The following is an 11,745-nucleotide window of genomic DNA, read 5'->3' as shown; positions in this document are numbered from 1 at the left end:
GCGTCGCCATAATAAAATTAAACGACGCCCAGGCAATTCGCCAGACACGTGTGCTTACAGACGGAACTCATGGCCCAGGTAGACTTCCTTGACCAGGTCGTTGGCCAGGATCGCGGCGGAGTCACCTTCGGCGATCAGTTGGCCGTCATTGACAATGTAGGCGGTTTCGCAGATATCCAGGGTCTCGCGCACGTTGTGGTCGGTGATCAGCACGCCGATGCCCTTGGCCTTGAGGTGATGGATGATCTGCTTGATGTCGCCCACCGAGATCGGATCCACGCCGGCGAACGGTTCGTCGAGCAGGATGAACTTCGGTGCGGTGGCCAGGGCGCGGGCGATTTCCACGCGGCGCCGTTCGCCACCCGACAGGCTCATGCCCAGGTTGTCGCGAATGTGGCTGATGTGGAATTCCTGCAGCAGGCTTTCCAGTTCCTGGCGACGGCCGGCCTTGTCGAGCTCCTTGCGGGTCTCGAGGATCGCCATGATGTTGTCGGCAACCGACAGTTTGCGGAAGATCGACGCTTCTTGCGGCAAATAGCCGATCCCGGCCTTTGCCCGGCCATGCATCGGCTGGTGGCTGACGTCCAGGTCGTCGATCAGCACGCGACCCTGATCGGCCTGGACCAGGCCGACGATCATATAGAAGCAGGTGGTCTTGCCCGCGCCATTGGGGCCGAGCAGGCCGACGATCTGGCCGCTGTCGATGGACAGGCTGACATCGCGCACGACTTGCCGGCCCTTGTAGCTCTTGGCCAAGTGCTGGGCTTTCAGAGTTGCCATTACTGGGCCTTCTGCTCGGTTTTCTTTTTAGGCTGGATCACCATGTCGATCCGCGGACGCTGCTCGGTCACTTTGCTGCCGGTGGCGCGGCCGGCGCTGGCCAGTTTCTTGACGGTGTCGTAGACGATTTTCTCGCCTTGGGTGACGTTGTTGTCCTTGTCGACGACCTTGGCGCGGTCGATCAGGACCACGCGATCCTGGGCGGCGTGGTACTGGATAGTTACCCCGTAGCCCTGTACCGGCTTGGTGTCGCCCGCGGTTTGCAGTTGCTCGAAGTAGGCCAGGTTGCCCACCGAGGTCACCACATCGATATCGCCGGTCGGGGTGCGGGTGATGGTCACGGTGTTGCCGGTGACCTTCATCGAACCCTGGGTGATGATCACATCGCCTTTATAGGTGGCGACGCCATTCTTGTCGTCGAGCTGGGCGTCGTCGGCCTGGATGCGGATAGGCTGGTCGCGGTCGTTGGGAAGAGCCCAGGCGCTCGCGCTTCCCAGTGCTGCGCCCAGACTGAGCAAAATAGGGAGGGTTTTAGCGAGCTTCATACTGTCCTCTTACGTTCGATAGCAGGTGTATCCTGCTTTCCTTCAAATACGCTTTCATTCCCGTGCCGGTCGATACACCCCCGGCGCCGTCGATTCTAACGGGTTGCTCGGTCTGCGCATATTCTTGCTGTGGGAACACGGTCATGCGTGTGCTGGTGATGATGGTCGTGCGGTTTTTTTCGTCGGTCCGGGCGACGCGTACCGAGTCGATCAGTTCCACTTCGGTGCCGCCGGAGTTGACTTCGGCGTGCTCGCTCTGCACGTGCCACGGGAATTCGGTGCCGCGGAACATGTTCAGGTCCGGCTTGGTGACCAGCGTAATGTCAGTGGCCTTTACGTGGTCAACCTTGTCGGACGTCATCTCATATTGCACTTTGCCGTCGGGCAGGTACTGCAGGGTATGGGTGTTGGTCGCGTACCAGTCGATCCGTTCCTCGACCTGGGCGGCGGGCTGGTCGAGAAACCGCTCGGGGCTGATGTTCCAATAGCCCACCGCGGCGAAAATCGCCGCGATACAGGCAAACACCACAACGGTGCGAATCTTTTTGCTCAGCATAAATGGCTCACAGGTACGCGGCGTTGGCCGCTTCGAGGCGGCCCTGGGCGCGCAGGATCAGTTCACAGAATTCGCGGGCGGCACCTTCGCCGCCTCGCGCCGTGGTGATGCCGTGGGCATGCTCGCGCACGAAGCTGGCCGCGTTGGCGACCGCCATGCCCAGGCCGACCCGGCGAATCACCGGCAGGTCTGGCAGGTCGTCACCGAGGTAGGCCACCTGTTCATAGCTTAGGTTGAGTTGGCCCAGAAGCTCGTCCAGCACCACCAGTTTGTCTTCGCGTCCCTGGTAAAGGTGCGGGATGCCGAGGTTCTTCGCACGCCGTTCGACCACCGGGGTCTTGCGGCCGCTGATGATAGCCGTCTGTACGCCGGCGGCCATCAACATCTTGATACCTTGGCCGTCGAGGGTGTTGAAGGTCTTGAATTCGCTGCCGTCTTCGAGGAAGTACAGGCGGCCGTCGGTCAGCACGCCGTCCACATCGAACACGGCCAGCTTGATGGCTTTGCCACGTTGCAACAGGTCTGTGTTCATTTACATGACTCCCGCACGCAGCAGATCGTGCATGTTCAGGGCGCCCACCGGACGGTCTTCGTCATCGACGACCACCAGGGCGCTGATCTTGTGGTCTTCCATGATTTTCAGGGCCTCGGCGGCGAGCATCTCGGCGCGGGCGGTCTTGCCGTGGGGGGTCATGACTTGCTCGATGGTCGCGCTGTGGATGTCGATGGTGCGGTCCAGGGTGCGGCGCAGGTCGCCGTCGGTAAAGATCCCGGCAAGCTTGCCGTCGTCCTCCAGGACCACCGTCATGCCCAGCCCCTTGCGGGTCATTTCCATGAGCGCGTCCTTGAGCAGCGTGCCGCGCACGACCTGTGGCAGTTCCTGGCCGGCGTGCATCACGTTTTCGACTTTCAGCAGCAGGCGACGACCGAGGGCGCCACCGGGATGGGAAAAGGCGAAGTCTTCCGCGGTGAAGCCCCGGGCTTCCAGCAGCGCCACGGCCAGGGCATCGCCCATGACCAGGGCCGCGGTGGTGGAGGAGGTCGGTGCCAGGTTCAACGGGCAGGCTTCGTGTTCGACATGGACATTGAGGTTCACTTCGGCGGCCTTGGCCAGCGGCGAGTCGGGGTTGCCGGTCACGCTGATCAACTGGATGCCCAGGCGCTTGATCAGCGGCAGCAGGGTGATGATCTCGTTGGTGGAGCCGGAGTTGGACAGGGCCAGGATGATGTCGTCCCGGGTGATCATGCCCATGTCCCCATGGCTGGCTTCGGCCGGATGGACGAAAAAGGCCGTGGTGCCGGTGCTGGCGAGGGTGGCGGCGATCTTGTTGCCGATGTGCCCGGACTTGCCCATGCCGACCACGACCACGCGGCCCTTGCTGGCCAGAATCATCTCGCAGGCGCGTACGAAATCAGCGTCGATATGGGGCAGCAAGCCTTGCACGGCTTCGAGCTCGAGGCGGATGGTACGTTGTGCCGATTGAATCAGGTCGCTGGATTGGCTCATGTCTGAAATCGTATAGCCCGATGAAAAGGCGGCGATTATAGCGGTAATGAACAATTCCCTCACGTAAGTTCGTCATGCTTTGTTCAAGGGGCCACAACGTTTGACATAAAATGTGGCATTTACCTTAAGCCAGGCTTAACGGGCGGGGCGTTGGCCTTGGGCGCTTGGCTGTTGCAGTGATATAGTTCGCCGCCGGTTCGTGTGCCCGGCGGTACCGGCGCTTGTCGGCTGCCCGGGGCATTCGAATGTGAGGCTGCATCGCAAGGAGTTTAGATGAGTGCCGACAACGCCTACGCGGTCGAGCTGAAGGGACTGTCCTTCAAGCGAGGGACGCGCAGCATTTTCAATGACATCGATATTCGCATACCACGGGGCAAGGTCACCGGCATCATGGGGCCCTCCGGGTGTGGCAAGACCACGCTGTTGCGGCTGATGGGCGCGCAGCTGCGTCCCAGCGCCGGCGAAGTCTGGGTCAATGGCCAGAATCTTCCCCAATTGTCTCGCAGCGACCTGTTCGATGCGCGCAAGCACATGGGCGTGCTGTTCCAGAGCGGCGCGCTGTTCACCGACCTCGATGTGTTCGAGAACGTGGCGTTTCCGCTGCGGGTCCATACCGACCTGCCGGAAGAGATGATCCGCGACATCGTCCTGCTCAAGTTGCAGGCCGTCGGGCTGCGTGGCGCCATCGACCTGATGCCCGACGAGCTGTCCGGCGGCATGAAGCGGCGGGTCGCGCTGGCGCGGGCGATTGCCCTCGATCCGAAGATCCTCATGTACGACGAACCCTTCGTCGGCCAGGACCCGATCGCCATGGGGGTGCTCGTGCGGCTGATCCGCCTGCTCAACGATGCGCTGGGCATCACCAGTATCGTGGTCTCCCATGACCTGGCCGAAACCGCCAGCATTGCCGACTACATCTATGTGGTCGGCGACGGCCAGGTGTTGGGGCAGGGCACACCGCAGGAACTGGCGGATTCGGACAACCCGCGCATTCGCCAATTCATGAAGGGTGATCCGGACGGGCCGGTGGCGTTCCACTTTCCGGCCACGGATTACCGTACCGATCTGCTGGGGAAGCGCTGATGCGCAAGAAATCACTGTTGGAAAGAGTTCGTCTGTTCGGTCGCTCCGGCATCGATGTGGTGGCGGTGCTGGGCCGTTCCTCGCTGTTCCTGATGCACGCCTTGCTCGGTCGCAGCGCGACGGGCGGCGGCTTTGGCCTGCTGGTCAAGCAGCTGCACTCGGTGGGCGTGATGTCCCTGGTGATCATCGTGGTCTCCGGGATCTTCATCGGCATGGTGTTGGCGCTGCAGGGCTTCAGCATTCTGTCCAGCTACGGTTCGGAGCAGGCGGTCGGGCAGATGGTCGCCCTGACATTGCTGCGTGAGCTGGGTCCGGTGGTGACGGCGCTGCTGTTCGCCGGGCGAGCCGGTTCGGCGCTGACGGCTGAAATCGGTAACATGAAATCCACCGAGCAGTTGTCCAGCCTGGAAATGATCGGTGTCGATCCACTCAAGTACATCATTGCCCCGCGCCTGTGGGCCGGCTTCATTTCCCTCCCGGTGCTGGCGATGATTTTCAGCGTCGTGGGGATCTGGGGCGGCTCCTGGGTGGCCGTCGACTGGCTGGGGGTCTATGAAGGTTCCTACTGGTCGAACATGCAAAACAGCGTCGACTTCCTCGATGATGTCCTCAATGGCGTGATCAAAAGTGCCGTGTTCGCGTTCGTCGTGACCTGGATCGCCGTGTTTCAAGGCTATGACTGTGAGCCCACTTCAGAGGGGATCAGCCGTGCCACAACCAAGACCGTGGTGTACGCCTCGCTGGCGGTCCTGGGCCTCGACTTTATTCTGACCGCCTTGATGTTTGGAGATTTCTGATGCAAAACCGCACCCTGGAAATCGGTGTCGGCCTTTTCTTGCTGGCTGGCATCCTGGCTTTGCTGCTGCTGGCCTTGCGGGTCAGTGGACTGGCGCCGACGGCAAGCACCGATACTTATAAACTTTATGCCAACTTTGACAATATCGCCGGTTTGACGGTCAGAGCCAAGGTGACCATGGCCGGTGTGACCATCGGCAAGGTCACGGCAATCGATCTGAACCGCGAGGATTTCACCGGTCGGGTGACGCTGCAGCTGGAAAAGCGCGTGGACAACCTGCCGACTGACTCCACGGCGTCTATCCTCACGGCCGGGCTGCTGGGCGAGAAATACATTGGCATCAGCGTGGGAGGGGAAGACACCGTGCTCAAGGACGGCGGTGTCATCCATGACACGCAGTCGTCCCTGGTGCTCGAGGACCTGATCGGTAAATTCCTGCTCAATACCGTTAGCAAAGACGCCAAATGAGGAGCTTTTGAATGATCTCTATCTTGCGACGTAGCCTGTTGGTGCTGCTCGCGGCGCTGCCGTTGATGGCCAACGCCGTGGCCGCGCCTTCGGCCCATGACATCATCCAGGACACGACCACCCGGTTGTTGGCGGACCTTGCCGCCAATAAAGAGAAGTACAAGCAAGACCCCAGCGCGTTCTATGACGCGCTGAACGGCATCGTCGGCCCTGTGGTAGACGCCGATGGCATCTCCAAGAGCATCATGACCGTCAAGTACTCGCGCAAGGCGACCCCGGCGCAGATGACCCGCTTCCAGGAGAACTTCAAGCGCAGCCTGATGCAGTTCTATGGCAACGCCCTGCTGGAATACAACAACCAGGGCATCACCGTCTCCCCGGCCAAGGACGAAAGCGGTACCCGCACCAGCGTCGACATGCAGGTCAAGGGCAACAACGGCGCGGTCTATCCTGTCTCCTACACGCTGGAGAAGATCAACAGCGAGTGGAAGGTGCGCAACGTGATCATCAATGGCATCAACATTGGCAAGCTGTTCCGCGATCAGTTCGCCGACGCGATGCAGCGCAATGGCAACGACCTGGACAAGACCATCGACGGTTGGGCCGGCGAAGTCGCCAAGGCCAAGGAAGTGACCGAAGAAGCCAAAGAGAAGCAGGAACAATGATCGAGTCGGTGAGTGAGTCGGCCGTTCGTCTGGGCGACGCGGGTGAGCTGCTGCTCAGTGGCGTGCTGGACTACCGCACCGGCCCGGCCTTGCGCAAGCAGGGCCAGGCGCTGATCAAGTCCGTCGGTGCCACCGAGGTGGTCATTGACTGCTCGGCGGTGCAGAAGTCCAGCAGTGTCGGCTTGTCGCTGCTGCTGTGCTTCATGCGGGACGCCAAGGCGGCCGGCAAAACGTGGAGCATCCGTGGGATGCCCGAAGACATGCGCGAAATAGCCCAGGTCAGCGAGCTGACCGAGCTGTTGGCGCACCCCTGACCCACATTGTTGGAAAAGTCCCCCCGTCAGAGTCCTGCTTCGCGGGGTTCGCAGGCGCGGGGCTTTTTTGTATGATGTGCGACCCGCGCGCACAGGGCGCCGATTGAGGTTGAGCATGCAGGCTGTAGAAGTGAAGAGCTTCCTTGAAGGAAAGCTGCCTGGTACACAGGTGGAAGTTGAAGGCGAAGGCTGCAACTTCCAGCTGAACGTGATCAGCGATGAACTGGCGGCATTGAGCCCAGTGAAGCGCCAGCAGAGCATCTATGCCCATTTGAACCCATGGATTGCCGATGGCAGCATCCACGCGGTCACGATGAAATTTTTCAGCAGCGCGGCCTGGGCCGAGCGCACCTGAGCCCAAGGGCCTCGAGATTCTTATGGATAAACTGATTATTACCGGCGGCGTTCGTCTTGATGGCGAAATCCGTATTTCCGGGGCAAAGAACTCCGCCCTGCCCATCCTGGCCGCCACCCTGCTGTGCGATGGTCCTGTGACCGTGGCCAACCTGCCGCACCTGCACGACATCACCACGATGATCGAGCTGTTCGGCCGCATGGGCATCGAGCCGGTGATCGACGAGAAGCTCAGCGTCGAGATCGACCCACGCACCATCAAGACCCTGATCGCCCCGTACGAGCTGGTGAAGACCATGCGTGCGTCGATCCTGGTACTGGGCCCGATGGTCGCCCGTTTCGGTGAAGCCGAAGTCGCCTTGCCTGGCGGTTGCGCCATCGGCTCGCGTCCGGTGGACCTGCACATCCGCGGCCTGGAAGCCATGGGCGCGGTGATCGACGTCGAAGGCGGCTACATCAAGGCCAAGGCGCCGGAAGGCGGCTTGCGCGGCGCGAACTTCTTCTTCGATACCGTCAGCGTGACCGGTACCGAGAACATCATGATGGCCGCCGCACTGGCCAAGGGCCGTAGCGTGCTGCAAAACGCCGCCCGCGAGCCTGAAGTGGTCGACCTGGCGAACTTCCTGATCGCCATGGGCGCCAAGATCAGCGGTGCCGGCACTGACACCATCACCATCGATGGCGTCGAGCGCCTGCATTCGGCCACCTACAAGGTGATGCCGGATCGGATCGAAACCGGCACCTACCTGGTGGCCGCTGCGGTCACCGGTGGCCGCGTCAAGGTCAAGGACACCGATCCGACCATCCTCGAAGCCGTCCTGGAGAAGCTCAAGGAAGCCGGTGCCGAAGTCACCTGCGGCGAAGACTGGATCGAAGTGAACATGCACGGCAAGCGGCCCAAGGCTGTCAACGTGCGGACCGCTCCATACCCGGCGTTCCCGACCGACATGCAGGCGCAGTTCATCTCCCTCAACGCCATTGCCGAAGGCACGGGCGCGGTCATCGAGACGATCTTCGAAAACCGCTTCATGCACGTCTACGAACTGCACCGCATGGGCGCCAAGATCCAGGTCGAAGGCAACACGGCCATCGTCACCGGCACCGAGAAGCTCAAGGGCGCGCCAGTCATGGCCACCGACCTGCGGGCGTCGGCCAGCCTGGTCATCTCGGCCCTGGTTGCCGAAGGCGATACCCTGATCGACCGCATCTACCACATCGACCGTGGCTACGAGTGCATCGAAGAAAAACTGCAGATGCTCGGCGCCAAGATCCGCCGCGTGCCGGGCTAGTTCCGGCTGCATGGGTACACGGATGTGCCCGTTGATTTCGTTTCAGGTCGAGGGTGTCTGCACCCTCGATGTGTGTCCGGCGCCGCTTGCGACCGGGCATGAGTACCTTGATAAGGACTGACGTTTCCCATGTTGACCATCGCACTGTCCAAGGGCCGCATCCTTGACGACACCCTGCCGCTTCTGGCTGAAGCGGGCATCGTGCCGACCGAGAATCCGGACAAGAGCCGCAAGCTGATCATCCCCACGACCCAGGCCGATGTGCGCTTGCTGATCGTGCGTGCCACCGATGTGCCGACCTATGTGGAACATGGTGCCGCCGACCTGGGCGTTGCCGGCAAGGACGTGCTGATGGAATACGGCGGCCAGGGCCTGTACGAGCCCCTGGACCTGCAGATCGCCCGTTGCAAGCTGATGACCGCCGGTAAAGTCGGCGCGCCGGAGCCCAAGGGGCGTTTGCGCGTGGCGACCAAGTTCGTCAACATTGCCAAGCGTTATTACGCCGAGCAGGGACGTCAGGTCGACATCATCAAGCTGTACGGTTCGATGGAGCTGGCGCCGCTGATCGGCTTGGCGGACAAGATCATCGACGTGGTCGACACCGGCAACACCCTGCGGGCCAACGGTCTGGAACCCCAGGATTTCATCGCTGACATCACCTCCCGGTTGATCGTCAACAAGGCGTCGATGAAAATGCAGCATGCTCGTATCCAGGCTCTGATCGATACCCTGCGCAAGGCAGTGGAATCGCGACACCGCGGCTGATTCACCTGCGCGACCTCGAGTCGCGCCCGTCTATCCGTGTCATAGCCAATTTTCTCAGGTGCCCACGCGAATGGACTGGTAGCTTAGGGCGCCTGAGCATTTGCCATTAATGAGGCCCTCGCTATGACCGCTCCCACTTCGATTCGCCGACTCAACGCTGCCGATCCGGATTTCGCACATCATCTGGATCATCTGCTGAGCTGGGAAAGCGTGTCTGACGACTCGGTCAATCAGCGGGTGCTGGACATCATCAAGGCCGTGCGCGAGCGTGGCGATGCCGCCCTGGTGGAGTTCACCCAGAAATTCGACGGCCTGCAAGTGGCGTCCATGGCCGACCTGATCCTGCCGCGCGAGCGCCTGGAACTGGCCCTGACCCGGATCACCGTGCCCCAGCGCGAAGCCCTGGAAAAAGCCGCGTCGCGGGTGCGTGACTATCACGAAAGGCAGAAACAGGACTCCTGGAGCTACACCGAAGCCGACGGCACGGTGCTGGGCCAGAAAGTCACGCCGCTGGACCGCGCCGGCCTGTATGTGCCGGGCGGCAAGGCGTCGTATCCATCCTCGGTGCTGATGAACGCCATCCCGGCCAAGGTCGCCGGCGTGACCGAAGTGGTCATGGTCGTCCCGACCCCGCGGGGTGAAATCAACGAGCTGGTGCTGGCCGCCGCCTGCATCGCCGGGGTGGACCGGGTATTCACCATCGGCGGAGCCCAGGCCGTGGCTGCGCTGGCCTACGGCACCGAAAGCGTGCCACGGGTGGACAAGGTGGTCGGGCCGGGCAATATCTATGTCGCCACCGCCAAGCGTCACGTGTTTGGCCAGGTCGGCATCGACATGATCGCGGGCCCTTCGGAAATCCTCGTGGTGTGCGACGGCCAGACCGATCCGGACTGGATCGCCATGGACCTGTTTTCCCAGGCCGAGCACGACGAAGACGCCCAGGCGATCCTGGTCAGCCCGGACGCCGAGTTCCTCGACAAGGTCGCTGCCAGCATCGACAAGCTGCTGCCGACCATGGACCGCGCCGAGATCATCAACACCTCGATCAACGGCCGTGGGGCGCTGATCAAGGTCGATGACATGGCGCAGGCCATCGAGGTCGCCAACCGCATCGCGCCGGAACACCTGGAATTGTCCGTTGCCGATCCGCAAGCCTGGCTGCCACAGATCCGCCACGCCGGCGCGATCTTCATGGGCCGCCACACCAGCGAGGCACTGGGCGATTATTGCGCGGGGCCCAACCACGTGTTGCCGACTTCCGGCACCGCCCGCTTTTCGTCGCCGCTGGGGGTGTATGACTTCCAGAAGCGTTCGTCGATCATCTTCTGCTCCGAGCAGGGTGCTTCCGAACTGGGCAAGACCGCCTCGGTGCTGGCCCGTGGCGAATCGCTGAGCGCCCACGCCCGCAGCGCCGAGTACCGCATTCTTGATGAGCAATCCGTTGAAGGGCAGGGGAACTGAAATGAGTAAATTCTGGAGCCCGTTCGTCAAGACCCTGGTGCCCTACGTGCCGGGCGAGCAACCGAAGCTGACCCGCTTGGTCAAGCTCAACACCAACGAGAACCCCTACGGCCCATCGCCCAAGGCCCTGGCGGCGATGCAGACCGAACTGAACGACAACCTGCGCCTGTATCCGGACCCCAACAGTGACCTGCTCAAAGGCGCCGTGGCCCGCTACTACGGCGTGCAGAGCAACCAGGTGTTCCTGGGTAACGGCTCGGATGAAGTGCTGGCACACGTCTTTCACGGTCTGTTGCAGCACGACCAGCCGCTGTTGTTCCCGGACATCAGCTACAGCTTTTATCCGGTGTATTGCGGGTTGTATGGCATCCAGTTCGACGCCGTGCCCCTCGACGCACAGTTCCAGATCGATCCGGCGGACTATGCCAAGCCGAACGGCGGGATCATTTTCCCCAATCCGAACGCACCCACCGGCTGCCTGCTGGCGCTGGACGCGGTCGAGCGGATCCTCAAGGCCAGCCCGGATTCGGTGGTGGTGGTCGATGAGGCCTATATCGACTTCGGCGGCGAGACGGCCATCAGCCTGGTGGATCGTTATCCGAATCTGCTGGTGACCCAGACACTGTCCAAGTCCCGCTCGCTGGCGGGGCTGCGCGTGGGCCTGGCGGTGGGCCATCCGGACCTGATCGAAGCGCTGGAGCGGATCAAGAACAGCTTCAACTCCTACCCGCTGGATCGCCTGGCGAACGTCGGCGGCGCGGCGGCGTTCGATGATCGCGAGCATTTCGACCGGACCTGCCGGTTGGTCATCGAGCACCGTGAATGGGTTGTGGCCCAACTGGAAGCCAAGGGCTTTGAAGTGCTGCCCTCGGCGGCCAACTTCATCTTCGCCCGCCACCCCCGGCACGATGCGGCGGGCTTGGCGGCGAAACTGCGGGAACAGGGGGTGATCGTACGGCACTTCAAGCAGGAGCGGATTGCCCAATTCCTACGGATCAGCATCGGCACACCGGAGCAGAACCAGGCCCTGATCGAAGCCCTCGGCGAACTCTGAAACCCTGCATTGACCCTGTGGGAGCGAGCCTGCTCGCGAAGGCGTAGTGTCAGTCACTTTAATGTTGGCTGAACTGACGTCATCGCGAGCAAGCTCGCTCCCACAGTT

At 61.9% G+C, this 11,745-nt stretch carries 15 protein-coding genes; 10 read left to right on the top strand and 5 right to left on the bottom strand.

The window, feature by feature from the left end; genetic code table 11:
• Positions 1 to 54: 54 nt before the first annotated feature.
• The 5 genes from lptB to BLQ55_RS28850 are packed head-to-tail and all read right to left on the bottom strand — an operon-like array spanning position 55 to position 3,388.
• Entirely contained in the window at positions 55 to 780 is a 726-nt protein-coding gene (lptB, locus tag BLQ55_RS28870; protein WP_072410876.1) for an LPS export ABC transporter ATP-binding protein, read from the bottom strand.
• Positions 780 to 1,325, bottom strand: coding sequence for a lipopolysaccharide transport periplasmic protein LptA (gene lptA, locus BLQ55_RS28865; RefSeq protein WP_092205006.1), 546 nt, complete (start codon positions 1,323 to 1,325; stop codon positions 780 to 782). Before lptA ends, lptB begins: the two co-directional genes overlap by 1 nt.
• Complete coding sequence (gene lptC, locus BLQ55_RS28860) at positions 1,312 to 1,881, bottom strand: LPS export ABC transporter periplasmic protein LptC (RefSeq protein WP_092205007.1); 570 nt, start codon at positions 1,879 to 1,881, stop codon at positions 1,312 to 1,314. Before lptC ends, lptA begins: the two co-directional genes overlap by 14 nt.
• A 7-nt stretch (positions 1,882 to 1,888) precedes the next feature.
• Positions 1,889 to 2,413 carry a KdsC family phosphatase gene (locus BLQ55_RS28855; protein WP_060739154.1) on the bottom strand — a complete coding sequence of 175 codons (525 nt, stop codon included), beginning with the start codon at positions 2,411 to 2,413 and terminating at the stop codon, positions 1,889 to 1,891.
• Positions 2,414 to 3,388 carry a KpsF/GutQ family sugar-phosphate isomerase gene (locus tag BLQ55_RS28850; RefSeq protein ID WP_092205008.1) on the bottom strand — a complete coding sequence of 325 codons (975 nt, stop codon included), beginning with the start codon at positions 3,386 to 3,388 and terminating at the stop codon, positions 2,414 to 2,416.
• A 273-nt stretch (positions 3,389 to 3,661) separates the two neighbouring features.
• Between BLQ55_RS28850 and BLQ55_RS28845 the strand changes: the two genes are divergently transcribed.
• The 10 genes from BLQ55_RS28845 to hisC all read left to right on the top strand — a co-directional run bounded on the left by BLQ55_RS28845 (position 3,662) and on the right by hisC (position 11,637).
• Positions 3,662 to 4,471, top strand: coding sequence for an ATP-binding cassette domain-containing protein (locus BLQ55_RS28845; protein ID WP_092205009.1), 810 nt, complete (start codon positions 3,662 to 3,664; stop codon positions 4,469 to 4,471).
• On the top strand, positions 4,471 to 5,268 hold the full coding sequence (mlaE, locus tag BLQ55_RS28840) for a lipid asymmetry maintenance ABC transporter permease subunit MlaE (protein ID WP_092205010.1): 798 nt from the start codon (positions 4,471 to 4,473) through the stop codon (positions 5,266 to 5,268). The genes BLQ55_RS28845 and mlaE overlap by 1 nt, the downstream gene beginning before the upstream one ends.
• On the top strand, positions 5,268 to 5,735 hold the full coding sequence (gene mlaD, locus BLQ55_RS28835) for an outer membrane lipid asymmetry maintenance protein MlaD (RefSeq protein WP_003178020.1): 468 nt from the start codon (positions 5,268 to 5,270) through the stop codon (positions 5,733 to 5,735). Before mlaE ends, mlaD begins: the two co-directional genes overlap by 1 nt.
• A gap of 11 nt (positions 5,736 to 5,746) precedes the next feature.
• The gene (locus tag BLQ55_RS28830) at positions 5,747 to 6,400 is read left to right on the top strand and encodes an MlaC/ttg2D family ABC transporter substrate-binding protein (protein ID WP_060739150.1); all 654 of its coding nucleotides are present in this window, start codon (positions 5,747 to 5,749) and stop codon (positions 6,398 to 6,400) included.
• 8 nt (positions 6,401 to 6,408) lie between these two features.
• Complete coding sequence (locus BLQ55_RS28825) at positions 6,409 to 6,714, top strand: STAS domain-containing protein (protein WP_092205013.1); 306 nt, start codon at positions 6,409 to 6,411, stop codon at positions 6,712 to 6,714.
• Positions 6,715 to 6,829: 115 nt separating this feature from the next.
• Entirely contained in the window at positions 6,830 to 7,069 is a 240-nt protein-coding gene (locus tag BLQ55_RS28820) for a BolA family protein (protein ID WP_007953556.1), read from the top strand.
• Between the two features lie 22 nt (positions 7,070 to 7,091).
• Entirely contained in the window at positions 7,092 to 8,357 is a 1,266-nt protein-coding gene (murA, locus tag BLQ55_RS28815; RefSeq protein WP_025211869.1) for a UDP-N-acetylglucosamine 1-carboxyvinyltransferase, read from the top strand.
• 129 nt (positions 8,358 to 8,486) lie between these two features.
• Positions 8,487 to 9,122, top strand: coding sequence for an ATP phosphoribosyltransferase (gene hisG, locus BLQ55_RS28810; RefSeq protein ID WP_003197870.1), 636 nt, complete (start codon positions 8,487 to 8,489; stop codon positions 9,120 to 9,122).
• Positions 9,123 to 9,245: 123 nt separating this feature from the next.
• Positions 9,246 to 10,583, top strand: coding sequence for a histidinol dehydrogenase (hisD, locus tag BLQ55_RS28805; RefSeq protein WP_060739149.1), 1,338 nt, complete (start codon positions 9,246 to 9,248; stop codon positions 10,581 to 10,583).
• 1 nt (position 10,584) lies between these two features.
• On the top strand, positions 10,585 to 11,637 hold the full coding sequence (gene hisC / locus BLQ55_RS28800; protein ID WP_092258865.1) for a histidinol-phosphate transaminase: 1,053 nt from the start codon (positions 10,585 to 10,587) through the stop codon (positions 11,635 to 11,637).
• Positions 11,638 to 11,745: the final 108 nt, after the last annotated feature.

The organism is Pseudomonas sp. NFACC13-1, assembly GCF_900104425.1.
GTDB classification, from domain to species: Bacteria; Pseudomonadota; Gammaproteobacteria; order Pseudomonadales; family Pseudomonadaceae; genus Aquipseudomonas; species Aquipseudomonas fluorescens_AA.
Note: the sequence above shows the minus strand (reverse complement) of the source record. Positions and strands in the feature narration are given on the sequence as shown.

What these genes read in the sequence shown, in the direction of transcription:
- lptB (WP_072410876.1), bottom strand. Translation starts at nt 780, where the DNA reads ATGGCAACTCTGAAAGCCCAGCACTTGGCCAAGAGCTACAAGGGCCGG.
- lptA (WP_092205006.1), bottom strand. Translation starts at nt 1,325, where the DNA reads ATGAAGCTCGCTAAAACCCTCCCTATTTTGCTCAGTCTGGGCGCAGCA.
- lptC (WP_092205007.1), bottom strand. Translation starts at nt 1,881, where the DNA reads ATGCTGAGCAAAAAGATTCGCACCGTTGTGGTGTTTGCCTGTATCGCG.
- BLQ55_RS28855 (WP_060739154.1), bottom strand. Translation starts at nt 2,413, where the DNA reads ATGAACACAGACCTGTTGCAACGTGGCAAAGCCATCAAGCTGGCCGTG.
- BLQ55_RS28850 (WP_092205008.1), bottom strand. Translation starts at nt 3,388, where the DNA reads ATGAGCCAATCCAGCGACCTGATTCAATCGGCACAACGTACCATCCGC.
- BLQ55_RS28845 (WP_092205009.1), top strand. Translation starts at nt 3,662, where the DNA reads ATGAGTGCCGACAACGCCTACGCGGTCGAGCTGAAGGGACTGTCCTTC.
- mlaE (WP_092205010.1), top strand. Translation starts at nt 4,471, where the DNA reads ATGCGCAAGAAATCACTGTTGGAAAGAGTTCGTCTGTTCGGTCGCTCC.
- mlaD (WP_003178020.1), top strand. Translation starts at nt 5,268, where the DNA reads ATGCAAAACCGCACCCTGGAAATCGGTGTCGGCCTTTTCTTGCTGGCT.
- BLQ55_RS28830 (WP_060739150.1), top strand. Translation starts at nt 5,747, where the DNA reads ATGATCTCTATCTTGCGACGTAGCCTGTTGGTGCTGCTCGCGGCGCTG.
- BLQ55_RS28820 (WP_007953556.1), top strand. Translation starts at nt 6,830, where the DNA reads ATGCAGGCTGTAGAAGTGAAGAGCTTCCTTGAAGGAAAGCTGCCTGGT.
- murA (WP_025211869.1), top strand. Translation starts at nt 7,092, where the DNA reads ATGGATAAACTGATTATTACCGGCGGCGTTCGTCTTGATGGCGAAATC.
- hisG (WP_003197870.1), top strand. Translation starts at nt 8,487, where the DNA reads ATGTTGACCATCGCACTGTCCAAGGGCCGCATCCTTGACGACACCCTG.
- hisD (WP_060739149.1), top strand. Translation starts at nt 9,246, where the DNA reads ATGACCGCTCCCACTTCGATTCGCCGACTCAACGCTGCCGATCCGGAT.
- hisC (WP_092258865.1), top strand. Translation starts at nt 10,585, where the DNA reads ATGAGTAAATTCTGGAGCCCGTTCGTCAAGACCCTGGTGCCCTACGTG.